The organism is Rahnella sp. RcJ3, assembly GCF_009498575.1.
In the GTDB taxonomy this organism is placed as follows: Bacteria; Pseudomonadota; Gammaproteobacteria; order Enterobacterales; family Enterobacteriaceae; genus Rahnella; species Rahnella aceris.
This window is the reverse complement of record NZ_QSNX01000004.1, coordinates 135,754-158,182: the sequence shown is the minus strand read 5'-3', so window position 1 is coordinate 158,182 and position 22,429 is coordinate 135,754. Positions and strand designations below refer to the sequence as shown.

Sequence of the window (22,429 nt, the reverse complement as noted above, 5' to 3'; positions counted from 1 at the left end):
GGCTCTTGCGGGCCCTTTTCTTTGTCCTTTTCAACGTAAATCAATAACCCTGCGTCACAATCTTCGCGGCAGAAGCCAGCACATCGCGGCGGGATTTCGCGTCTTTCTGCGGCTGGGTGAAATAGGTAATCAGGATCAGTGGTGCCTTATTATCCGGCCAGATCACCGCAATATCATTGGTTGTGCCGTAATCGCCGCTGCCGGTTTTATCGCCGACCACCCAGGTCGCAGGCAGCCCCGCACGGATACTCATCGCGCCGGTCGTGTTGCCTTTCATCCATTCCACCAGTTGCGCGCGTTGCGGTTCAGCCAGCGCGCTGCCCAGCGTGACGTGTTGCAGACTCAGAGCCATCGCACGCGGTGAAGTGGTGTCGCGGTCATCCCCCGGAATGGCGGTGTTCAGCGTTGGTTCAGTGCGGTCCAGCCGGAACGTTTTATCGCCGAGCGTACGGGCGTATTCCGTGACTTTCCGCGGGCCACCAAGCTGCTCAATCAGTTTATTCATGGCGGTATTATCGCTGTACTGCAAGGCGGCGGCGGCCAGTTCGCCTACCGTCATGCCGGTATCGAGATGCTTTTCGGTGATCGGGTTATAATTTACCAGATCAGATTTTGTGAGGCTGACGCGGCGGTTCAGCAACTCCGTTTGCGTTTCGCTCTGTTTAAGAATGGCTGACGCGGCCATGAACTTGCTGGTGCTGCACATGGCAAAACGTTCATCAGCGCGGTAAGCAATCTGGGAATTGTCTTCAGTATTAATCAGCATCACACCAAGACGACCGCCGCTGTCTTTTTCCAGCGCCGCAAGCTGCTGCTGCACAGACGTCATTTTTGTCGCCGTTTGCGCCCATGACACCGCACTGAATGCGAGCATTGGCACTACAGCCGCCGCCATCAGCACGGTTTTACGCAGGGTATTTTTCATCATCAAAGCCTTCTCCTTTATATTGGCGAAGGGATTATGGCAAAAGCTGAGGCAGAAAGTAAAAAACCCGACAGAAATTGTCAGGTTTTAAACATGAAACGGAAAACTTTGAGAAACTAACAGGAGATTTAGAACGTTTCCCAGTTGCCCTGATCAGCGGCCGGAACCGGCTGACGGTTTGACAGCAAGGCGGGAGATTTTGTCTGCCCGGCTTTACGCACCGCCGCCGTTGCCGAACCGGCGCTGACTTTAAAGATACTGATCGCCTGGGATAAACGCTCAGCCTGCTCATTGAGCGAGTATGCCGCCGACGAAGCTTCCTGCACTAATGCGGCGTTCTGCTGGGTGACTTCATCCATCTGAGTGATGGCTTTGTTGATCTCTTCAATGCCGGTGCTTTGTTCGTTACTGGCAATCGCAATTTCGCCCACGATGTCAGTCACATTTTTTACGCTGGACACCACTTCCGCCATGGTAGCCCCGGCTTTGGCAACCAGTTGCGTGCCGTTATCCACTTTCGCCACCGAGTCGTCGATCAGCACTTTGATCTCTTTCGCGGCACTGGCAGAACGTTGCGCCAGATTGCGCACTTCGGAAGCCACGACAGCAAATCCACGGCCCTGCTCACCGGCACGCGCCGCTTCAACGGCGGCGTTCAACGCCAGAATGTTGGTCTGGAAAGCAATGCCGTCAATCACTGCAATGATATCGACGATTTTACGCGAGGAAGTGTTGATACCTTCCATTGTATTCACCACTTCGCCCACCACTTCGCCACCCTGCACCGCCACGCGGGAAGCCTGCGCGGCCAGCAGATTAGCCTGACGCGCGTTATCAGCGTTCTGCTTCACGGTGGCGGTCATCTGCTCCATCGCCGACGCAGTTTCTTCCAGCGAACTGGCCTGCTGTTCAGTGCGGGAAGACAAATCGAGGTTTCCGGCTGCAATTTCGCTGGACGCGCTGGTGATGGCATTGGTGCCGGCACGCACTTCGGTCACAATTTTCAGCAGGTTTTCATTCATGTTTTTCAGCCCCTGCATGAGCTGCCCGGTTTCATCCTGCGACATCACCTGGATTTGTGTGGTCAGATCCCCTGCCGCCACGTTTTCTGCCACTTTCACTGCGGTATGCAATGGACGGGTGATTGAACGCGTCAGGAAATAGCCCAGCGCCGCCGCCATTAAAATCGCCAGCGCGGAGAAAATCAGCGTCAGCTGAATGGCGGTGGCGCCATCTGCTATCGCTGTTTTACCTTCAGCCTGCAACTGCTGATCCTGAGAGTTGGCAAATGCGGTTGCCAGATCCAGATACGCATTTTGCGAGGTGGTGAGTTTGCGCAGAACAAATTCGGTCGCACCGTCCATGTCACCGGCACGGGCTAAGGCAATCAGTTGCTCTTTCGCCGTTTCGAAGGTTTCACCCGCTTCCTGCAACGTTTTAATTTTCTGCTTGCCCGTCACGGTGGATTGGATCGCAGCGATTTTATCCATCGCTAAATTGGTTTTTTTGACCGTGTCATCCAGTTGTAAATAACGCTTTTTATTCTGTTCAGGATTTTTAGTATCGATAACGATACCCCGCAGATATTTAATCTGGTCGTTTACGCCGTCGCGAACATCAAATGCCAGCCGGACTTTCACGTACCGGTCGCTGATTATTTGTTCAATACTGGTGTTAATGCTGCTTATTTTGGTGATTGCAATCCCGCTGACAATGACTAAAAGCAAAATGACAAGGCTGAATGCGGCCCCTAAACGGGCGCCGACACGCATATTGTTGATCAGTTTAAACATTTTATTTCCCTTATTTCCTGGCCAATAAAACAAATACCATGAAAAAAAATTCAAAATATTGGTTACATAGCGGAACGACTTTCTAATGATTTATTTAATTCAAAAGGGTTATCGGTATAAATAAGGGAATCTTTAGTGACGTTAATATTGCGAAAGTGTAAATAAGGATGACCATTTTGCTTCCTCCCCTGCGAAGGGGAAGAGCACAACAAAAGCGCCGGGCAGGAGGACAAGTATTAATTAGCAAACATTTCCTCCAGCCAGCCCACCCGCATTTCAGGCACCGAACGCAGTAACTCGCGGGTGTAATCGTCCAGAGGTTCGGCGAGTGCAGATGCCACCGGGCCGTGGCGCACAATCACGCCTTGTCTGAGCACCGCGACTTCGTCCGCCACTTCACGTACCACCTGTAAATCGTGGGTGATAAACAGGTAAGCAATGCCGGTTTCCTGCTGGATCTGGCGCAGTAACGCCAGGACATCGCGGGCGACTAACGGATCGAGTGCCGACGTTGGCTCGTCACAAACGATAATTTTTGGCTCAGCCGCCAGCGCCCGCGCAATACACACACGCTGTTTCTGCCCGCCGGAAAGTGCGGCAGGGAAACGCATCGCAAGTTCAGCGTGTAATCCGACCTGCGCCAGCAATTCACTGACCCGCGCCTCACGCTGGCTGCGGTTCAGCGACGTAAAGCAGGCCAGCACACGGGAAATCTGGCTGCCAATACGCTCTTTAGGATTCAGCGCCGTGTCGGGGATCTGATGAATGAGTTGCACATCGCGCAACTGAACGCGGCTGCGCTGGCGCAAACTGGCAGGTAATACTTGCTGATTCAGACTGACTTCACCGGTTTGCGGCGTGAGCAGTCCGCAAATCACTTTGCCGAGCGTAGATTTCCCCGAGCCGGATTCGCCGATCACCGCCAGCGTGCGCCCGCGCGGCAAGCTCAGTGAAATGTTTTGCAGCACCGGCTGCGCATGATAGCGCGCACTGATGTTGCGGAGATCCAGCGCCACCGGCGCATCGCCGGTTTGCGGCGTTTTGCTCCCGCCCTGCGCATGCAGCAAACGGCGGGTGTAATCCTGTTGCGGCTGGCTCAGCAGTTGCGCCGTTTCCGCCTGTTCAACCGTTTTACCGTGCTGCAATACCATGATGTGATCGCTTATCTGCGCAACGACCGCCAGATCATGGCTGATGTAAATCGCCGCGACGCCGGAAAAGCGGATCACATCGCTGATGGCTTTCAGCACACCGAGTTGTGTGGTGACATCCAGCGCGGTGGTCGGCTCATCGAAAATCAACAACTCAGGACCGGCGCACAGTGCCATCGCAATCATCGCGCGCTGTAACTGACCGCCGGAAACCTGATGCGGATAACGCTGATAAAATGCCTGTGGATCCGGCAGGCCGAGTTGTTCAAACAGCGCAATGGCTTTGGCCTGCGCTTGCTGGCGGGGATAAATTTTATGTTTCAGCGCCGCCTCAATGACCTGCTCACCGAGCGTGATCGCCGGGTTAAACGCTGCTCCGGCAGACTGCGCGACATAAGCAATCTGCCTGCCGCGCACCTGCCGCAACTGGCGGTCAGAAAGTTGTGTCAGTTCCTGTCCGCTGAATGTAATTCTGCCGGCCTGAATGCGCATCCCCTGACGACAGTGCCCGAGAATGGCCAGTCCGATGGTGGATTTACCTGCGCCTGATTCGCCGATCAGCCCCAGCACTTCGCCTTGCTTCACCGTGAAAGAGACGTCATCCACCAGCGTGCGCGGATTTTTACCCTGCGACACCACGTGCAGGTTTTCGACATGCAGTAAGTGCTCATTCATGCTTTTTTCCCCCACACACGACGCTCACCGCTCATCAGCCAGTCCGCCACGGCGTTGACCGCCAGCGCCAGTACCGCGATGGCGCCACCCGGCACCAGCGCCGCCCAGACGCCAAACAAAATACCGTCTTTGTTATCGCGCGCCAGTCCGCCCCAGTCGGCGGTGGGTGGCTGAATACCCAGCCCGAGGAATGACAGCGCAGAAAGAAACAGCAGAATAAAAATAAAACGCAGGCCGAATTCGGCAATCAGCGTCTGAAGCGCATTGGGTAAGATCACATGCCAGAGGATCCAGCCGAGGCTTTCGCCGCGCAGCCGCGCCACATCAACAAATTCCATCACGCCGATATCCACCGCGAGGGATCGTGCCACGCGCAGCACACGGGTCGATTCCAGCAAGCCGAGCACCAGCGTCAGCACCAGAATGGTTTTTGGCAAGACGGCCAGCACAATCAGCGCCAGGATCAGCGTCGGGATAGCCATGACGATATCGTTGCAGCGGGAAATCACCTGATCTAACCAGCCGCCACGCAGTCCGGCAATAAACCCGAACGTACAACCGACGATAAACGCCACCAGCGCCGCCAGCGCAGTCACCCCAAGGGAAACGCGGGTGCCCCAGATCAGGCGGGAGAGCAAATCACGTCCGAGATTATCCGTGCCGAGAATGGAATCCGGTCCTGGTAAATCCCAGGACATCCCGAGCGTTTGATCCGGCGCGTGAGGCGCCAGCCACGGCGCAAAAATGGCGATCAGAATAAACAGACTCAGCACCAGCAGGCCAAGTATCGAAGCAGGTTTTAATGCAGGCATTACAGCAATTCCTAAGATTCAGCGGTTGTGGCGTAAACGCGGATTGGCGACCAGTGCCATCACATCCGCCAGCAAATTCAGCAGGATATAAATGCCAGCCAGCAGCAACGCGCAATCCTGCATCACCGGAATATCACGTTTGCTGATGCTGTCGACCATGTACTGCCCGAGTCCCGGATAAACAAATACGTTCTCAACAATCACCACACCGACCATCAGATACGCCAGATTGATCGCCACGACGTTGATGATCGGCCCCACGGCATTGGGCAATACGTGACGCCACAAAATGCGCGACGGCGACAGCCCTTTGAGCAACGCAGTATCGACATACGCCGAACTTTGCGCGGCAATCAGCGCGGCGCGGGTCATGTTGCTCATATGGCCAAGGATCGCCAGCACCAGCGTGGCACACGGCAGGGAAATGGCGGAGAGTTTAGCTGCCAGCGGCATATCCGCCGTAATACTGCTGTTGCTCGGCGCCCATGCCAGCGTGATGGCAAAAATCAGGATCAGCAGATAGCCGGAGAAAAATTCCGGCAGCGCGACGGTTGCGCGGGTGATGGCGTTGAGCAGCGTATCAATTACGCTGCCCTGATAACGAACGGAAATAAATCCGATCAGCAGCGCCAGCGGAACCGCAATCGCGGCGGTACATCCGGCCAGAAACAACGTGTTGCCCAGGCGGGTAAACAGCGGGCCGCTGATGGCTTCACGGGTGGAGAAACTGGTGCCAAAATCGCCGTGCAACACACCGGTCAACCAGCTCAGATAACGGCTGACTGCCGGTTTATCCAGCCCCAGTTGCAAGTTCAGTTCGCGGATGGCATCCGGCGTGGCGCTCTGGCCGAGGATCGCCGTCGCAGCATTGCCCGGCAGCAGTTGCACACCGGCAAAAATCAGCACGGAAACTGCCAGCACCACCAGCACGCCATAAAACAGGCGTATCAGCACCATGCTCAGCAAGCTGGAATGAGGTTGCGAAAAACGGCCCGCAGGCCGTTGAGTCGCTTTCTGTTGTGCAGATAAGTCAGACATATTTTTACCCGGTTCAGCCTTCGATCCAGACTTTCTCTGCCGCACGGTTACCGCTCAGCGGCATCCCCGGAACGGACGTGAACCCTTTGATTTTGGCGGAACAACCGTCGAGTGCATCGGCATACAGCGGAATGATCTCGCTGCCCTGATCAACCAGCATCACCTGAATGTCATGGTAAATCTGTTTGCGGCGCGCTTCGTCCGCTTCACCGCGCGCGGCTTTGACCATCGCATCGAAAGCCGGTACGTGCCACGCGGATTCGTTCCATGAAGACTGGCTGGTGAACACCAGCGAGAGCAGCGCATCGGCGGTCGGACGGTTCGCCCAGTTCGACGACACGAAGGCTTTCTTCTGCCAGATATCATTCCAGAACGCATCGTCCGGCACGCGCACCACATTCAGATTAATGCCAGCTTTGGCGGCGGATTGCTGATAAAGCTGACCGGCATCAACCGCACCAGGGAAACCGGCATCAGCAACGTTCAGGGTCAGCGGGCCGCTGAACCCGGATTTCTTCCAGTGGAACTGGGCTTTTTCAGGGTCGTACGGACGTTGCGGAATGTCTTTCGCGAAGTAACGGTTCGACGGGAAAATCGGGTTATCGTTCGCCACGCTGGCATAACCGCCGAGCACGGTATCGATAATTTTCTGACGATCGATGGCGTATTTCAGCGCCAGACGGCCATCAACATTATCGAACGGCGCCAGATTCGACAGCCCCGGGAAGGTATAAATCATACTGTCTTTGGCGCGCACCAGTTTCAGGTTCGGCATACGTTCGATGCGGCTGACGATGCGCGGATTCACACGGTTAATCAATTGTGCCGAACCACTGACCAGTGCCGCCACACGGGCCGTTGAATCATTCATCGCCAGCGTTTCGACAGAATCGACATGCCCGCGTTCGCTGTTCCAGTAGTTCGGATTGCGTTTAGTCAGCGTAGAGACGCCCGGCTGGAATTTCTCAAGGATAAATGCGCCGGTACCGATGCCTTTGTCAAAGTTTTCATTTTCAGCGGTAATGGCGAAATGCACGGCGCTCAGCAGCCAGACGAATTCAACGTCCGGCGCGGTCAGTTTAATCGTGACTTCATGGTCGCCGGTGGCTTCAATTGAACTGACGGTATCGAGATAACCTTTCACCGGCGAGGTGGATTTCTCACCACGATGGTGATTCAGGGAGTACACCACATCTTTCGCGCCCAGCGAGCGGCCATCGTGGAACTGCACGCCCTGGCGAATTTTCAGCACCCAGGTTTTGCTGCCGTCGGTTGAGGCCCAGGCTTCAGCCAGCGAGGGGGCCAGTCTGGCGTTTTCGTCGATTTCCACCAGATTGTTAAACATCTGAGAACCGACGAAATACATGTAAGTTTCGAACCAGAATGCCGGATCCAGACGGTCAGTGCTGGAAGCGTTATCCACACCAACAACCAGATGCCCGCCTTTTTTCGGCTTTTCTGCCTCCGCAGCAAAGGCATTGCCCAGCCACAAAGAGTGGGTAGCCGCAGCAACGGAAAGTGCCCCCGCACTTTTGATAAACGAACGACGATCAATCATGTTTTTCCCCTGTCTGCGAAGAATGCATCTTCAGAATTAATGTGCGTTTTATTCTTTTTATGGATGTTATTTAGCGAAGGCCCGCTTAAGCGCGGCGATGTGTTCAGGCCCGATCCCGCAACATCCCCCGACCATGGTGGCACCCTGCGCCACCCAGTCTTTCGCGAAATCCAGGTATCCGGCAGGATCAGTGTCCTGACGCATTTTACTCAGCCCTTCATTGGCACCGCGCTGATTATCGGAAGGTTCGAAGGCATTGGCATACACGCCGATATCAAGCGCAGATCCCTGCGCCGTCAGTGCGGCACGCGCGGATTTCACCGCCGTGGCCATCACTTCAGGCCGGCTGCAATTGAACAGCACCGCACCGGCAGAAATCCGTAATGCGCCGTTTACGGCATCATCAACTGATTCGCCGGAGCGCAGCAGCGCATTGCCATTTTCATCAAGATTGTCCTGCAAGGTAAAAGACAGCCACAGCGGACGCGGGTCATCGCCGAGCACCTCACGCACGGCTTCGACTTCCGCCACAGAGCTTTGCGTTTCGGCCAGCCAGACATCGACGCTGTCCGTCAGATTATTCACCAGCACTTGCAGTAATTTTTTGGCTGCCACCGGTTCGAACAGATCCGGACGATAAGACCCGAGAACCGGAGGAAGTGAACCCGCGACCAGCACATCAGCCGGTGCAGCATCCGCTGCTTCCCGCGCCAGCTTGCCGGAAAGCGCAATCAGCGCCGCGCCCTGCTCCACAAAAACATCTTCACTAATATGGAACGGCACCACGGCGTAACTGTTGGTGGTGATGACCTGAGAACCGGCAGCAATAAAAGCATCGTGAGCGGCTCGCACAAATTCCGGAGCCTCCATCAGTGCCAGCGCAGACCATTCAGGCTGACGAAAAGGAGCGCCCATCCGGGCCAGTTCGCGCCCCATGCCGCCGTCGAGGATTTTAACGTTACTGAACATTGTGTCACCGCCGTTGTATTTTTCTTAGCCGAATCAAACGTTAATCCGGCAGGTGGTGACACTCTACAAAACGAACGTTTAGATGTCTAGATTTCTTAATGGCTAAAAGGTGGGTTTTTAATGGCAAATTGGTCTCACTCGCCGTGAAGGGCTTGATCTGGAAAATTTTGGTTTCTCACTTGCTGCGATCACTTAACGCGCTGCGCCGAAACCGACCAAGAGGGAAAAGTGCTTTTTCCCTCTTGGATCTCCCTTCGCTTTTTCAACACGCGCTATCGCTCGCTGGCTATGTTTCAGGTAGCACAGCGACAGGCTGGAAATCTTGCCGCTGCGCGGTGCCTTCATTTCGGGATTGCAGCCTCAGGTCTGCAACCTCTCATTCAGCAAGCTTTCTGAATCGCCCGCACGATCTTAAATTCAACGGCACACTGTTTTCATCTTTGCTCCTCCCCCTGCGAAGGGGGAGGTTGGGAGGGGGTTTTAAGGGCAAACACTGTTCTGGTCAGAGCAAACTCCTGCTTCTTAATTTGTCTTTAATACCCCACCCCAACCCTCCCCTTCGCAGGGGAGGGAGCATTGCGGCTATCGGTGTAGCCCCCCGCCTGTAATATTTATTTACAGCAGTAAACCCAATGCGTATTATTCTCATTCGCTTTATTAACCATGCTCATTTTATCTTCTCCAGCCCTTGTTACGGGGGATCCTGGCGGGGTTTGCTCATGCAGATAAAGCCGTATTCATACAAAAATGCCGTGGCCTAAAAAATAAAAAAATAACCGTGTGGAGAATAGTTATGTGTGTCTTTTCAGGGAATTGCGTTGTCAGGAACAATAAGCAAAATATTCATAATAATTCAGGAAAGAAACTTTCACTTTCAGTGATCGCATTGTTAATTTCGTCGTCTTTGCATTCTGCTTATGCCGCAGAAACTCCCGCTAAAAAAACGGCGGGCGATACCGTTGTCGTGACCGGTGAGAATAATAGCGCCGGGGTCGCGGAGACTGCCGCCACCGATTACAGTGTTCCGGTCACCACTGCGGGCACAAAAATGGCCCTGACGGCGCGCGATATTCCGCAATCCGTCAGTATCATCAGCAAGCAACGTATGCAGGATCAGCAACTGCAATCTCTGGGTGATGTGCTGAGAAACACCACCGGTATTCAGGAAAGCGTCTCGGATCTCGACCGCCGTACTTATTACGCGCGTGGCTTTCTGATCGACAACTACATGGTCGATAACATTCCGACCACCTTCGACCCGCGCTGGGATCTGGGTGATTCCCAGTCTGACACGGCGATTTATGAACGTATCGAAGTGGTGCGCGGTGCAACCGGTCTGATGACCGGCCCCGGCAACCCGTCAGCATCCGTCAATCAGGTGCGTAAACACGCCGACAGCAAAGAATTCACCGGCAATGTTTCTGCTACTTACGGTAGCTGGAATAAACAACGTTACGTGGCAGATTTATCCACACCGCTGAACGAATCCGGCAGCGTACGTGGCCGCCTGATCACCGGTTATCAGGACAAAAACAGCTACGTTGAACGCTACGGCGCCACCAAAAAATTCGTCTATGCCACCGTGGATGCCGACCTCACCGATTCCACCCTGCTTTCCGCAGGCTACGAATTCCAGCAAACCAACACCGACAGCCCGACCTGGGGCGGTATGCCGCGCTGGTATCTGGACGGCAGCAAAACCGATTATCGTCGCGGCTTTAACTCCGCACCGGACTGGGCGTACAGCGATAAAGAAACGACTAAGCTGTTCACCACCCTGAAGCAATCGTTCGATAATGGCTGGCAGGCCACGCTGAACGGCACCCATACCGAATCCCATATCGACAGTAAGATGATGTATATCGACGGGACGTTCGATAAAACCACCGGCGTCGGTGAATCCGCTTATGCCGGTTATCCGGTGGTGGCGGGAACCGGTTATAACACCGGTAAACGTAAAGTCGATGGTGCGGATGCCTTTACCAGCGGCCCGTATGAACTGTTTGGCCGTCAGCATGAACTGATGACCGGTGTGAGCTACAGCAAACAGCAGAACACCTATTACAGCTCCTTTGCCAATATCTCAACCGAAGAACTGGGCAATTTTAACGATTTCAACGGTCAGTTCCCTGAAACTGACTGGGGTCCGCGCGCGCTGGCGGAAGAAAATGTTATCCGTCAGAAATCGGCTTACGTGGCTACGCGTCTTTCACTGGCGGATCCGCTGCACCTGATCGTTGGCGCACGCTACACCAACTGGAATTCTCACACGCTCACCGACCAGATCGAGAAGAACAACATCACGCCGTACGCAGGTCTGGTGTTCGACATCAACGATACCTGGTCGACCTACGCGAGCTATACCTCAGTGTTCCAGCCGCAAACTTACCGCGATATCAACGGCGGCTACCTTTCACCGGTCATCGGCAAAAACTACGAAGCGGGCGTAAAATCTGACTGGTTTAACAGCCGTCTGACCGCGTCGGTTTCTCTCTTCCGCGCGGAGCTGGACAACGTGGCACAAAGCACCGGCCGCATTATTCCTGGCACAACCGATACCGCCTATGAAGGCAAAAACGGCACCGTCAGCCGCGGCGTGGAATTTGAAGTGAACGGCGCGCTGACCGATAACTGGCAGATGGCGTTCGGCGGTACCCGTTACATTGCGGAAGATGAAAATGGCGATGCAGTTAATCCGCAACTGCCGCGCACCCAGCTAAAACTGTTCTCCAGCTACCGTCTGCCGATGTTGCAGGATCTGACCGTCGGCGGTGGCGTGAACTGGCAGACCCACGTCTGGGATACCGTTCCGGGCCCAAGCGGCAACGGCACCCGTTATGCGGAACAAGGCAGCTACGCGCTGGTTAACCTGTTCAGTCGTTATCAGGTCACCAGACAACTGGCGGTGCAGGCCAACGTCAATAACCTGTTTGACAAGGAATATGACACCAGCGTGAACCAGTATGTGGTCTACGGCGAACCAAGGAATGTGTCGGTGACGGCGAGCTATAGTTTCTGATTTGCTGAGGCCGCAGCAATAATTCAAATGCAGAATGTTTTTCTGTTTGCTCCTCCCCCTGCGAAGGGGGAGGTTGGGAGGGGGTTTTAATGGCTAATTCTTTGTAAAAGCACACTTTAACTATTGGATTTTGACCTTAATACCCCACCCCAACCCTCCCCTTCGCAGGGGAGGGAGCTGACTGAGATTTGCCTGACCAGCAGACAAAAGGTCAAAGCCGTATTTTTCTTTCACCTCCACATGAAAACAAGTCAGTCAAATCACTTAACATCACCCAAACAAACCATTACATATTCCGCATACATTTTCGTGCTTTTATAAAGTACCATTAACATCATGAACACCATTCCACATCCCCCTGTCTTCGACGGTCATAACGACCTGTTACTGCGCCTGTGGCTGCATGATGCAGCAGATCCTGCTGCCCTGTTTCTTGATGGCTCACTGGAAGGACATCTCGATCTCAGGCGTTGTCGTCTCGGTGGCTTCGCGGGTGGCTTATTTGCCATTTTCGTACCACCTGCTTCGTATATGCCACAACTGAAGCCAAATTCTCCGGCTGTGCCTCATGACGCGTTAGCCATCACACAGGCGCAGATTTCACTGCTGGAACGTATCGAAACACAGTCATCCGGGCGGGCAAAAATCTGCCGGACGGTTGCCGAAATTGAGCAGTGTATCGCTCACGACGTGCTGGCAATGGTGATGCATATTGAAGGCGCGGAAGCGCTGGGAGATGACTTCTCGCGGCTGGAACTCTGGTATGAAAAAGGGCTGCGCAGCATCGGCCCACTGTGGAATTTACCCAATCAGTTTGGGACCGGCGTGAAAGGCGATTTTCCGGGTTCGCCGGATACCGGTGAGGGCCTGACGCCCGCCGGGCTTGGATTGCTGCGTGAGTGTAACCGGAAAAGGATCTTGTTCGATGTCTCGCACATGAACGAAAAGGCCTTCTGGCAGACGGCAAAATTCAGCGATGCACCGCTGGTTGCCACCCATTCAAATGTGCATGCGCTATGCCCGCAACCGCGCAACCTGACCGATAAACAACTGGCTGCCATTGCGGAAAGCGACGGCTTTGTTGGCGTTAATTTCGGCACAGCGTTTCTGCGGGCGGATGGAAAACGTAACGGTGACACCCCAATCACCGAAATTGTTAAACATCTTGATAACCTTCTTGGTAAACTGGGCGAAGAAAATGTCGGTTTTGGTTCGGATTTCGACGGCATCAATGTGCCGGATGTCCTCGGCGATGTCGCCGGATTGCCGTTACTGATTCAGGCCATGTCTGATGCGGGTTACGGCGACGTATTGATCGAAAAAATCGCCTGCCGTAACTGGCTGAAAGTATTAAAGCAAACGTGGGGTGAATAGTTTTTCATCCGGCATTTTGCGCTAATCCCTGTGGCTTACAGGGCAATATCGGTTTGAGCTCATCGCAACATTTTCTTAGCCAAACCAGCGATATTTGACAATAAGCCGATCACCTGCCGCAATTAAAACGGCAGTGAACTTAAAACTGTAATCACCAAGAGGACGTAATTATGTGGACTAAACCTTCTTTCGAAGACCTGCGTTTAGGCTTAGAAGTGACGCTGTACATTTCTAACCGCTAAGCCCTTGTGCCCACGGTTAACTGTGGGCATCTTCCTTCCCTTTCCCCCTGGTTCTCACATGCAGATTATCGTACTTGGTTCCGCGGCAGGCGGCGGCTTCCCTCAGTGGAACTGCAATTGCAGCAACTGTCAGGGCGTTCGCAACGGCACCATGAAAACCTCTCCGCGGACCCAGTCGTCAATTGCCGTCAGCGACAATGGCACCGACTGGGTGCTGTGTAACGCCTCGCCGGACATTTGCCACCAGATTGCCGCCACGCCGGAACTGATAAAACACGACGTTTTACGCGGTACCGCCATCGGCTCCATCATCCTGACCGACAGCCAGATTGATCACTGCACCGGCCTGCTGAATTTACGCGAAGGCTGTCCGCATCAGGTGTGGTGTACGCCGGAAGTGCATGAAGATCTCACCACCGGCTTCCCGATTTTCACCATGCTTTCGCACTGGAATGGCGGCCTGCAACACCACGCTATCGGGCCGGAGAAGCGCTTCTCCGTGGCCGTCTGTCCGAATCTGAAATTCACGGCCATTCCGCTGCTGAGTAACGCGCCACCGTATTCGAAATACCGCGGCAAACCGCTCCCCGGCCACAATATCGCGCTGTTTATTGAAGACACGAAAACCGGCACCTCGCTGCTGTACGCACCGGGTCTGGGCGAGCCAGATGATGAACTGCTGAAGTGGCTGCATAAAGCTGATTGCCTGCTGATTGACGGCACGCTGTGGCAGGACAACGAGCTGGCGACCACCGGCGTCGGCCGCAATACCGGCAAGGACATGGGCCATCTGGCCCTTGCCGAAGAACAAGGGCTGATTGCCCTGCTGTCTTCCCTTCCGGCAGAACGCAAAATTCTCATCCATATTAATAATACCAACCCGATCCTCAATGAAGCCTCTGCCGAGCGGCAGGCACTGACGCAGCAAAACATCGAAGTCAGCTGGGACGGGATGCGCATCGAACTTTAGGTAAAACGATTATGACGACATCTTCAAACCGGACGTCACCGATGACGCCGGAAGCTTTTGAACAGGCGCTGCGGGCCAAAGGCGCGTTTTATCACATCCATCATCCGTACCATATTGCGATGCACAATGGTCAGGCGACGCGCGAGCAAATTCAGGGCTGGGTAGCGAACCGGTTCTATTATCAGACCAGCATTCCGCTGAAAGACGCGGCCATTATGGCCAATTGCCCGGATGCGCAAACCCGACGCAAATGGGTGCAGCGTATTCTCGATCACGACGGATACGGCGGCAGTGAAGGCGGTATCGAAGCCTGGCTGCGACTGGGGGAAGCGGTCGGTCTGGATCGTGATGTGCTGCTTTCAGAAGAAAGGGTGTTACCGGGCGTGCGTTTTGCGGTCGATGCTTACGTTAACTTTGCCCGCCGCGCCGTCTGGCAGGAAGCGGCATGCAGCTCGCTGACTGAACTGTTCGCCCCGCAAATCCATCAGGCGCGTCTCGATACCTGGCCGCAGCATTACAAATGGATTGAGGAAGAAGGTTACGGTTACTTCCGCAGCCGCCTGAGTCAGGCGAATCGCGACGTGGAACACGGCCTGCAACTGGCGCTGGAATACTGCGATACCGTCGAAAAACAGCAGCGCATGCTGGAAATCCTGCAATTCAAACTCGACATTCTGTGGAGCATGCTCGATGCCATGAGCATGGCTTACGAACTGAACCGCCCGCCATACCACAGCGTGACGCAACAGGCGGTCTGGCATAAAGGACGACTTCTGTGATCACCATTACCGAACACTACACGCCGATGTTCCGTCGCGGCTACCGCATGCAGTTTGAGAAAACGCAGGACTGTCACGTGATTTTATACCCGGAAGGGATGGCGAAACTTAACGACAGCGCGACCTTCATTTTGCAACTGGTCGACGGCGAGCGGACGATTGCCAATATCATCGATGAGCTGAATGCCCGCTTCCCGGAAGCCGGTGGCGTGAATGATGACGTCAAAGATTTCTTCGCTCAGGCCCATGCTCAAAAGTGGATTACCTTCCGTGAACCTGCTTAAACCTGCGGTCAAACCACCGTTGTGGCTGCTGGCCGAACTGACCTACCGCTGCCCGTTGCAATGTCCGTATTGCTCGAACCCGCTTGATTTCGCCAAACAGGACAAAGAGCTGACCACCGCACAGTGGATCAAAGTGTTCGAAGAAGCGCGGGAAATGGGTGCAGTGCAAATCGGTTTCTCCGGCGGCGAGCCATTGGTGCGTAAAGATTTGCCTGAGCTTATCCGCGCTGCCCGCGATCTCGGTTTTTACACCAACCTGATCACGTCCGGTATCGGGCTGACCGAGAAGAAAATCGATGCGTTTGCCGAAGCCGGACTGGATCATATCCAGATCAGTTTTCAGGCCAGCGATGAAACGCTGAACGCCGCACTGGCGGGTAACGCTAAAGCATTCCGGCAAAAACTCGACATGGCCAAAGCGGTGAAAGCCCACGGTTATCCGATGGTGCTGAACTTTGTGCTGCACCGCCATAACATCGACCAGATCGACAAGATTATCGACCTGAGTATCGAGCTGGAAGCCGATGACGTGGAGCTGGCGACCTGTCAGTTTTACGGCTGGGCGCAGCTTAACCGCGAAGGACTATTGCCGACCCGTGAGCAGATCGCCCGCGCCGAAAATGTGGTGCATCAGTATCGCGAGAAAATGGCGGGCACCGGTAATCTGGCCAACCTGCTGTTTGTGACGCCCGATTATTACGAAGAACGTCCGAAAGGCTGCATGGGCGGCTGGGGAGCGATATTCCTCAGTGTGACGCCGGAAGGTATGGCGCTGCCGTGCCACAGCGCGCGTCAGTTGCCGGTCGAATTCCCGTCTGTACTGGAAAATACCTTGCAGGAAATCTGGTACGACTCGTTCGGCTTTAACAAATACCGCGGCTTCGACTGGATGCCGGAACCCTGCCGTTCCTGTTCTGAAAAAGAGAAAGACTTCGGCGGCTGCCGCTGTCAGGCGTTTATGCTCACCGGCAACGCCGACAACGCCGATCCGGTGTGCTCCAAATCCGAACATCATGGCAAAATTGTGGCAGCTCGCGAACAGGCCAACTGCACCAACATTCAGATCAATCAGTTGCAGTTCCGCAACCGCGCGAACTCGCAGTTGATTTTTAAAGGCTGATGCGCTGATGCTGCCTGACGTGCAGTCACTGACGCTGGCAAACGGCCTGCGGGTCAATATTCTTCATGACCCGCAGGCCCCGCGTGCTGCCGCACTCATTCATTTGGATGCCGGAAGTCATCACGAACCGCCCGCGTTTCCCGGTCTGGCGCACCTGTTCGAGCACGTCGTGTTTGCCGGAAGCCGTGAGTTTCAGGGTGATGAACGGCTGATGATGTGGGCGCAGTCCGAAGGGGCGCGACTCAACGCCAGCACGCACGCCACCTCGACGGCGTGGTTTTTCGATATGACACCGGCAAAGTTTGCAGACGGTCTGGCACGGCTGGTGGATATGCTGGCGCAACCTTTGCTGGCAACGGAGGCCGTGCAGCAGGAAGTGGCGGTGATCGACGCCGAATACCGCATGCTGACCGGTCATGCGGATTCCCTTTGTAATGCGGCGCTGAGTCTGGCCTTTGCGGCTCCGGCACAACTGCATGATTTTCACGTCGGTAACCGTACCGCTTTCGGTGAGGATATTTCCGCTCTGCAACAGGCACTGACGGACTATCATCAGCAATTTTTCACGGCAGGGCAGCTCACGTTGTGGTTACAGGGGCCGCAATCTGTCGCTGAACTGACCACGCTGGCAGAGCGTTACGGCAATGCCTTTGTTGCCTGCAACGGTTCTCAGCCAGCGCCTGCTCAGCCTCTGGTATTGCGCGACGAACGCCATCTGCAATTGCGTCTTGACGGGTCACCACGACTGCGTTTTTCGTTCCCGGTCACGCCCTCGCCCGCGCTGACGTTATTGCGTCAGTTCCTGGCGGATGAAGCGCCGGGCAGTTTGCTGGATCAACTTCGAACCCAGGCGCTGGCAGACAGCGTGCAGGTTTCGCTGCCGTACGCATCCGACAGTGACGCTATTCTCAGTATTGAATTTCTCGTCTGCGATACCACGCCTGTTTTATGTGCACGTGTGGAAACACTGTTCTGCCACTGGCTGCAACAGATTCATGCTTTACGCACCGGGCATTTGCAACATTACATTGCCCTCGCGCATCGCGATTTCAGCCGCCTGACGCCGTTGGATCAACTGCGCGCCCGCACCCTGGATTTCCCGCCCGCCGCGCATAACGGCTGGCAGATATTGCTCAGCGAGTTAAAGCCGGAAAACATGACGCGGCTGTGGATTGCGCCGGATGTGTCTGGTCAAAACACCCCGGTAAAAGGCTTCACCCTGCCGGTCAGTTTTAAAGAATGGCAATCACAATGTGACAACGTCACGAAATCACCTTTTAGGTTTTACCTCCCGTCCGCCGGAATCAAGCTTAAAACAGGGGAAAGCATCCTGACCACCGGTGCCCCGCTGACCTTACTTCAGGCGTGTATCGCCCGCGCCAGCCTGCGCGCCCTTTGCGCGCAATCTGCCCATGCAGGTCATTCTCTGGTGTTTACCTGTGCGCAGGGCAACGGATTATTACAACTTAGCGGCTCTCAGGCATGGGCGACGCGCACGCTCGCCACGGCGCTCGAACTGCTGCGCGCGCCTTCTCCCGCCGCGCTGGCACAAGGCAAACGGCTGTTTGAGCAGGAACAGCATCAGCTGGCATCGGATATCGCGATACGCACCCTGCTGGCAAAACTGCCGGAAGTGGTCAGCAGCTCGTCAGGCGGAGTGCATGAATTCACGACCGCCGGAGACGATGCTGCGGTATTGCTATTCTGTCCGCTGGCGGAAAACACCGCTGAATGCCTGGCCGCCACGCAGATTTTAGCGTCGTTCCTCGAACCCAAATTCTTCCAGCAATTGCGCGTCGAAAAAAATGTCGGATACGTAGTGAGTTGCCGTTTCCATCAGACCGCCCGCCAGTCCGGCATTTTGTTTGCATTACAATCGCCTACGTATAGCGCAGAAACACTGCTGGGGTTTATCCATACGTTTATCGCGCAGATCCCGGCCATCATTGACGGCATTACCCCGGAGACACTGGAAGAAAAGCGCTGCGTGTTGCGGGAATCGCTTAGCGCGCGGCCCGCTGACAGGCTGGAAGCGGCGAGGCAGCAATGGTTAAGGGAGTTTGCCTTTGCGCCCCCCGTGAATGAGATGATCATCGCGGGCGTAACTGGGGAACAACTGGCTGCCTGTCTGGGAACACCGGACAACGCCTTCCCCTGCGAAGGTGAGGGTTGGGGTATTACAAAAAAATCAAGAAGTTGATGTCTGCTTTGGCCATCGTTTCGTCCTTAAAACCCCTCCCGGCCTCCGCAGGGGGAGGAGTAAAAACTCTTCTTCGTCTACACTATCCACGAAGACGACGTTAAGGAAAACCATGCAAAAAACCACCCACACGCTGCAAGACACAGCGTTTAACGCCCTGCTGGATCACTATAAAAAAGCCTCACTGCGCATCAGCGCTATCTGGTTGCTGCTCGCCAATCTTGGTTTTGTGCTTTTTTTATTCGGACGTCATCAGTTCAGGGTATTACTGGATCCGAACGCCGACGTGGCGGTTTCCGGTCCGGTGCTGGATAATTTAGCCCTGATTTTCCTGGTATTTTTTATCATTCTTTTGCCCGTGCTGCGCTTCATACGCTCACGTACGCCCGCGATGATACTGGCGTTTCTGGTCGGTTTATTCTGGGCCGTGGTGTTTCATTTCATGCTGGCCAGTGACACGCAGCAACAACTGGTCTTCCCGCTGTTCTGTATGCTGATTTTTACGGCGCTGATTGCGCTGTACCCGACCATGCCGATCCTTTACAGCTTCACATTACCGCTGTGGTTTTCATTATTTTTTCATCTGGTACTGCTGAAAGAGGATATTCCGATTCTGGAAATCGCTGCGATGATTGTCGTCAGCGCCCTGTTTGAAAGCGCGCGTATTATGCTCAGCCGCTGGTTTGTCCTTTCTGTCAGGCGGGAATGCGACAACCAGTTGCTGGTCAGCAAGCTGGATAATCTGGCGCATTATGATCCGCTGACGGGCGTAGCGAACCGCCGCCAGCTTGATAATCAGCTTGAACAACTGATTGCGCAAACGGAACGTCAGGGCGGCACCTTTTCCCTGATCATGATTGACGTGGATTATTTCAAAAAATACAACGACCATTACGGCCATCAGGCCGGAGATACTTGTCTGGTGGGCATCGCGGAGTGTTTTAAACAGGTCGTAAGACAACCGGCCGATCTGGTGGCCCGTTATGGCGGTGAGGAGTTTGTGATCCTGCTGCACAGCGCCACCGCCGACGATGCGGAGGTCGTCGCGGAACGCATCAGGCAAAGCGTAACGCAGGCGACTATCCCGCACGCCTTATCACAGGTGGCAGACACGGTGACGGTCAGCCAGGGCATTATGCAATGGTCGCCGGGCATGACTTCGCTGGAATTACTCAAACGTGCCGACGGTGCGCTGTATGACGCCAAACATGCGGGCAGAAACGGCTATTGCGTGGGGTAATGAAACAGGGCGTGGCTTCAAACGGAAGTTGCGCCCTCTGCATTTTACAAGGTCGCGCGATGCACCTGATTCCGTCCGTAAACCAGCGAATCGCCACTGATATCAGCAATGGATTTCGCCCCGGTCAATGTCATCGCTACCCGCATTTCTTTTTCGATCAGGTTCAGCAGATTAATGACCCCGGCCTCGCCCGCCGCCGCCAGCGCATACACAAACGCCCTGCCCAGCAGCACGCTGTCTGCACCGAGCGCAATCATGCGGACCACGTCCAGACCGGTGCGAATGCCGGAATCGGCGAGAATGGTGATGTCACCTTTCACCGCGTCTGCAATAGCCGGCAGTGCGTGGGCGGTGGACAACACACCGTCAAGCTGACGGCCGCCGTGGTTGGAGACCACAATGCCATCAGCACCAAATTTCACCGCGTCTTTTGCATCTTCCGGATCCAGAATCCCTTTGATAATCATCGGGCCTTTCCAGAACTCACGGATCCATTCCAGATCTTTCCATGAAATCGACGGGTCGAAGTTCGCGCCCAGCCAGCCGATATAATCCTCCAGCGTGGTGGGTTTGCCGCGATAAGCGGAAACATTACCCAGATCATGCGGTTTGCCATTCAGCCCCACATCCCAGGCCCATTGCGGATGCATGACCGCCTGCAACATGCGGCGTGCAGCGGCGTTTGGACCGCTCATGCCGGAATGCGCATCGCGATAACGTGCGCCGGGCGTCGGCATATCCACGGTAAACACCAGTGTTTTAACCCCCGCCGCCTGCGCGCGTTCCAGCGCATTGCGCATGAAACCCCGGTCTTTCAACACATAAAGCTGGAACCACATCGGCCGGTCGATGGCCGGTGCAACCTCTTCAATCGGACAGACAGAGACGGTGGAAAGCGTGAAAGGAATGCCTTTTTTCGCCGCCGCGCGGGCAGCCTGCACTTCGCCGCGTCGCGCGTACATACCGGTCAGACCGACCGGTGCCAGCACGACGGGCATCGCCAGTTTTTCGCCAAACAGTTGTGTCTCAAGACTGAGATCGGACATGTTTTTGAGGATGCGCTGACGCAAGGCGATGTCGGCCAGATCGGCGGTATTACGTCTGAGTGTATGCTCGTTGTAAGCGCCGCCGTCGATGTAATGAAACAGGAATGGCGGCAGTTTACTTTTTGCCGCGGCGCGGTAGTCCGTTGATGCAGAAATGATCATGATGTTTTCTCGTTATCTTGCGCTCTTTTGATTGGCGCTGTAGGGGTGTCAAAAGTGTAGCTGATAAACACAACCTGAGAGAAAACAATGGCAACGAAAAACCATATTTTTACGCGGCAGAGCATGGGAGTAGAAAGAAGGAGAAATCTTGAAAATGCGCGGCGGGTTTAATCTCGCCGCGTTGATAATGTCCACGGATTCATCATTTATCGGGTTTGTTCAGATGCCAGTGTAAAAGCCTGACGATCACCTGATACAAAATAACTGTGATAACAGGACAAATAATAAATAGCGTCAATCCGATAAAGCCTTCAACGTCTGGTTCTCCAAATAACGCGGCTGTGTCATTCCAGAAGATATATTGTTCTTTAGTCACCGGGGATGAAGGCCGCAGAATAAGAAAAACCAGAACGTAAATGCCCACTGCAATTAATATTCTAAATCCCGTTGTCACACGACGCCTGCCCATTCAGGATCACCTCTATCATTCCATAACTCATTAAACCATTGGGTAATTCTGTCTGCCGGGTAGACATCAAGGCCTGACGAATAGCCATAAAATCACTGCGATGCTGAAGGGTGATACATCCATAGGATATCCCCAGCGGGCCGGGAGGATGCAAGCGAAAATTGCCTCGTTCCACTCCTTCTATCCATGTTTTGTCATCTATGGACCCATCGTCCCGATAAAGAGCAAACCACTCCGCCTTAATCACCGGGGTAGGCGTAAACCACGAATAGGAATCACGGATATCGGCCCTGACAACACCTTTCACCCCACCCGTTACTCGTTTCACAATATGATAGCGACCATAGGGAATCGGCCCCAGATTTGGAATTCCAATACAACTTGCCCTGTTGCGATAAGCATCTTTGCCAGAGTAAGCCATGTAAGTACCGACCCCATACATCATCAGAGGGCAGTAATCCGCATCATTAATAACAAACTTTCCTTGTAAAGCCATGAAACCGCCTTTTGAAAATTTAGCTTAAGGGATGACACTACAGGAGTCGCACCGCAAAAAACAGACGTCAGGACTGCCTGAATTGATAATAAAATTCTGAAAATTCA

The 22,429-nt window shown here is 54.4% G+C and carries 19 protein-coding genes; 9 read left to right on the top strand and 10 right to left on the bottom strand.

Annotation, left to right across the window (positions count from 1 at the left end; genetic code table 11):
• Positions 1 to 40 precede the first annotated feature (40 nt).
• From blaRAHN to DXU84_RS07165, 7 genes are all read right to left on the bottom strand, one after another.
• A complete protein-coding gene (blaRAHN, locus tag DXU84_RS07195) occupies positions 41 to 928 on the bottom strand; it encodes an RAHN family extended-spectrum class A beta-lactamase (protein WP_153375242.1) in 888 nt (295 codons plus the stop codon).
• Positions 929 to 1,053: 125 nt separating this feature from the next.
• A complete protein-coding gene (locus tag DXU84_RS07190) occupies positions 1,054 to 2,718 on the bottom strand; it encodes a methyl-accepting chemotaxis protein (RefSeq protein WP_013578128.1) in 1,665 nt (554 codons plus the stop codon).
• A 236-nt stretch (positions 2,719 to 2,954) separates the two neighbouring features.
• The gene (locus DXU84_RS07185; RefSeq protein WP_153375240.1) at positions 2,955 to 4,544 is read right to left on the bottom strand and encodes an ABC transporter ATP-binding protein; all 1,590 of its coding nucleotides are present in this window, start codon (positions 4,542 to 4,544) and stop codon (positions 2,955 to 2,957) included.
• A complete protein-coding gene (locus DXU84_RS07180) occupies positions 4,541 to 5,356 on the bottom strand; it encodes an ABC transporter permease (RefSeq protein ID WP_013578126.1) in 816 nt (271 codons plus the stop codon). The genes DXU84_RS07185 and DXU84_RS07180 overlap by 4 nt, the downstream gene beginning before the upstream one ends.
• An 18-nt stretch (positions 5,357 to 5,374) precedes the next feature.
• On the bottom strand, positions 5,375 to 6,313 hold the full coding sequence (locus DXU84_RS07175) for an ABC transporter permease (RefSeq protein WP_049804373.1): 939 nt from the start codon (positions 6,311 to 6,313) through the stop codon (positions 5,375 to 5,377).
• Between the two features lie 94 nt (positions 6,314 to 6,407).
• Positions 6,408 to 7,949, bottom strand: coding sequence for an ABC transporter substrate-binding protein (locus DXU84_RS07170; protein WP_173362124.1), 1,542 nt, complete (start codon positions 7,947 to 7,949; stop codon positions 6,408 to 6,410).
• A gap of 69 nt (positions 7,950 to 8,018) precedes the next feature.
• Positions 8,019 to 8,921: a homocysteine S-methyltransferase family protein gene (locus DXU84_RS07165; RefSeq protein WP_153375238.1), complete on the bottom strand. Its 903-nt coding sequence runs from the start codon at positions 8,919 to 8,921 to the stop codon at positions 8,019 to 8,021.
• Between the two features lie 793 nt (positions 8,922 to 9,714).
• Between DXU84_RS07165 and fhuE the strand changes: the two genes are divergently transcribed.
• From fhuE to DXU84_RS07120, 9 genes are all read left to right on the top strand, one after another.
• Positions 9,715 to 11,940: a ferric-rhodotorulic acid/ferric-coprogen receptor FhuE gene (gene fhuE, locus DXU84_RS07160; RefSeq protein WP_153375236.1), complete on the top strand. Its 2,226-nt coding sequence runs from the start codon at positions 9,715 to 9,717 to the stop codon at positions 11,938 to 11,940.
• Positions 11,941 to 12,276: 336 nt separating this feature from the next.
• Positions 12,277 to 13,314: a dipeptidase gene (locus DXU84_RS07155; protein WP_153375234.1), complete on the top strand. Its 1,038-nt coding sequence runs from the start codon at positions 12,277 to 12,279 to the stop codon at positions 13,312 to 13,314.
• Positions 13,315 to 13,484: 170 nt separating this feature from the next.
• On the top strand, positions 13,485 to 13,556 hold the full coding sequence (gene pqqA / locus DXU84_RS07150; protein WP_013578120.1) for a pyrroloquinoline quinone precursor peptide PqqA: 72 nt from the start codon (positions 13,485 to 13,487) through the stop codon (positions 13,554 to 13,556).
• A 58-nt stretch (positions 13,557 to 13,614) separates the two neighbouring features.
• Entirely contained in the window at positions 13,615 to 14,526 is a 912-nt protein-coding gene (gene pqqB, locus DXU84_RS07145) for a pyrroloquinoline quinone biosynthesis protein PqqB (RefSeq protein WP_013578119.1), read from the top strand.
• Between the two features lie 11 nt (positions 14,527 to 14,537).
• On the top strand, positions 14,538 to 15,305 hold the full coding sequence (pqqC, locus tag DXU84_RS07140; protein ID WP_037032804.1) for a pyrroloquinoline-quinone synthase PqqC: 768 nt from the start codon (positions 14,538 to 14,540) through the stop codon (positions 15,303 to 15,305).
• A 26-nt stretch (positions 15,306 to 15,331) separates the two neighbouring features.
• Complete coding sequence (gene pqqD, locus DXU84_RS07135) at positions 15,332 to 15,589, top strand: pyrroloquinoline quinone biosynthesis peptide chaperone PqqD (RefSeq protein ID WP_037033221.1); 258 nt, start codon at positions 15,332 to 15,334, stop codon at positions 15,587 to 15,589.
• Positions 15,576 to 16,709 (top strand): pyrroloquinoline quinone biosynthesis protein PqqE, encoded by a 1,134-nt coding sequence (gene pqqE / locus DXU84_RS07130; protein ID WP_370461742.1) that lies wholly within the window; start codon positions 15,576 to 15,578, stop codon positions 16,707 to 16,709. The genes pqqD and pqqE overlap by 14 nt, the downstream gene beginning before the upstream one ends.
• A gap of 7 nt (positions 16,710 to 16,716) precedes the next feature.
• Positions 16,717 to 18,909, top strand: a complete 2,193-nt coding sequence (gene pqqF / locus DXU84_RS07125) for a pyrroloquinoline quinone biosynthesis protein PqqF (protein ID WP_153375232.1) — start codon at positions 16,717 to 16,719, stop codon at positions 18,907 to 18,909.
• A 112-nt stretch (positions 18,910 to 19,021) separates the two neighbouring features.
• A complete protein-coding gene (locus tag DXU84_RS07120) occupies positions 19,022 to 20,149 on the top strand; it encodes a GGDEF domain-containing protein (RefSeq protein WP_153375230.1) in 1,128 nt (375 codons plus the stop codon).
• A 44-nt stretch (positions 20,150 to 20,193) separates the two neighbouring features.
• Here the strand turns inward: DXU84_RS07120 and lldD are convergent, their stop codons facing one another.
• From lldD to DXU84_RS07105, 3 genes are all read right to left on the bottom strand, one after another.
• Positions 20,194 to 21,357: an FMN-dependent L-lactate dehydrogenase LldD gene (lldD, locus tag DXU84_RS07115; protein WP_013578113.1), complete on the bottom strand. Its 1,164-nt coding sequence runs from the start codon at positions 21,355 to 21,357 to the stop codon at positions 20,194 to 20,196.
• 202 nt (positions 21,358 to 21,559) lie between these two features.
• A complete protein-coding gene (locus DXU84_RS07110; RefSeq protein ID WP_121019889.1) occupies positions 21,560 to 21,826 on the bottom strand; it encodes a hypothetical protein in 267 nt (88 codons plus the stop codon).
• Complete coding sequence (locus DXU84_RS07105; RefSeq protein ID WP_131637451.1) at positions 21,795 to 22,322, bottom strand: DUF2778 domain-containing protein; 528 nt, start codon at positions 22,320 to 22,322, stop codon at positions 21,795 to 21,797. Before DXU84_RS07105 ends, DXU84_RS07110 begins: the two co-directional genes overlap by 32 nt.
• Positions 22,323 to 22,429 lie beyond the last annotated feature (107 nt).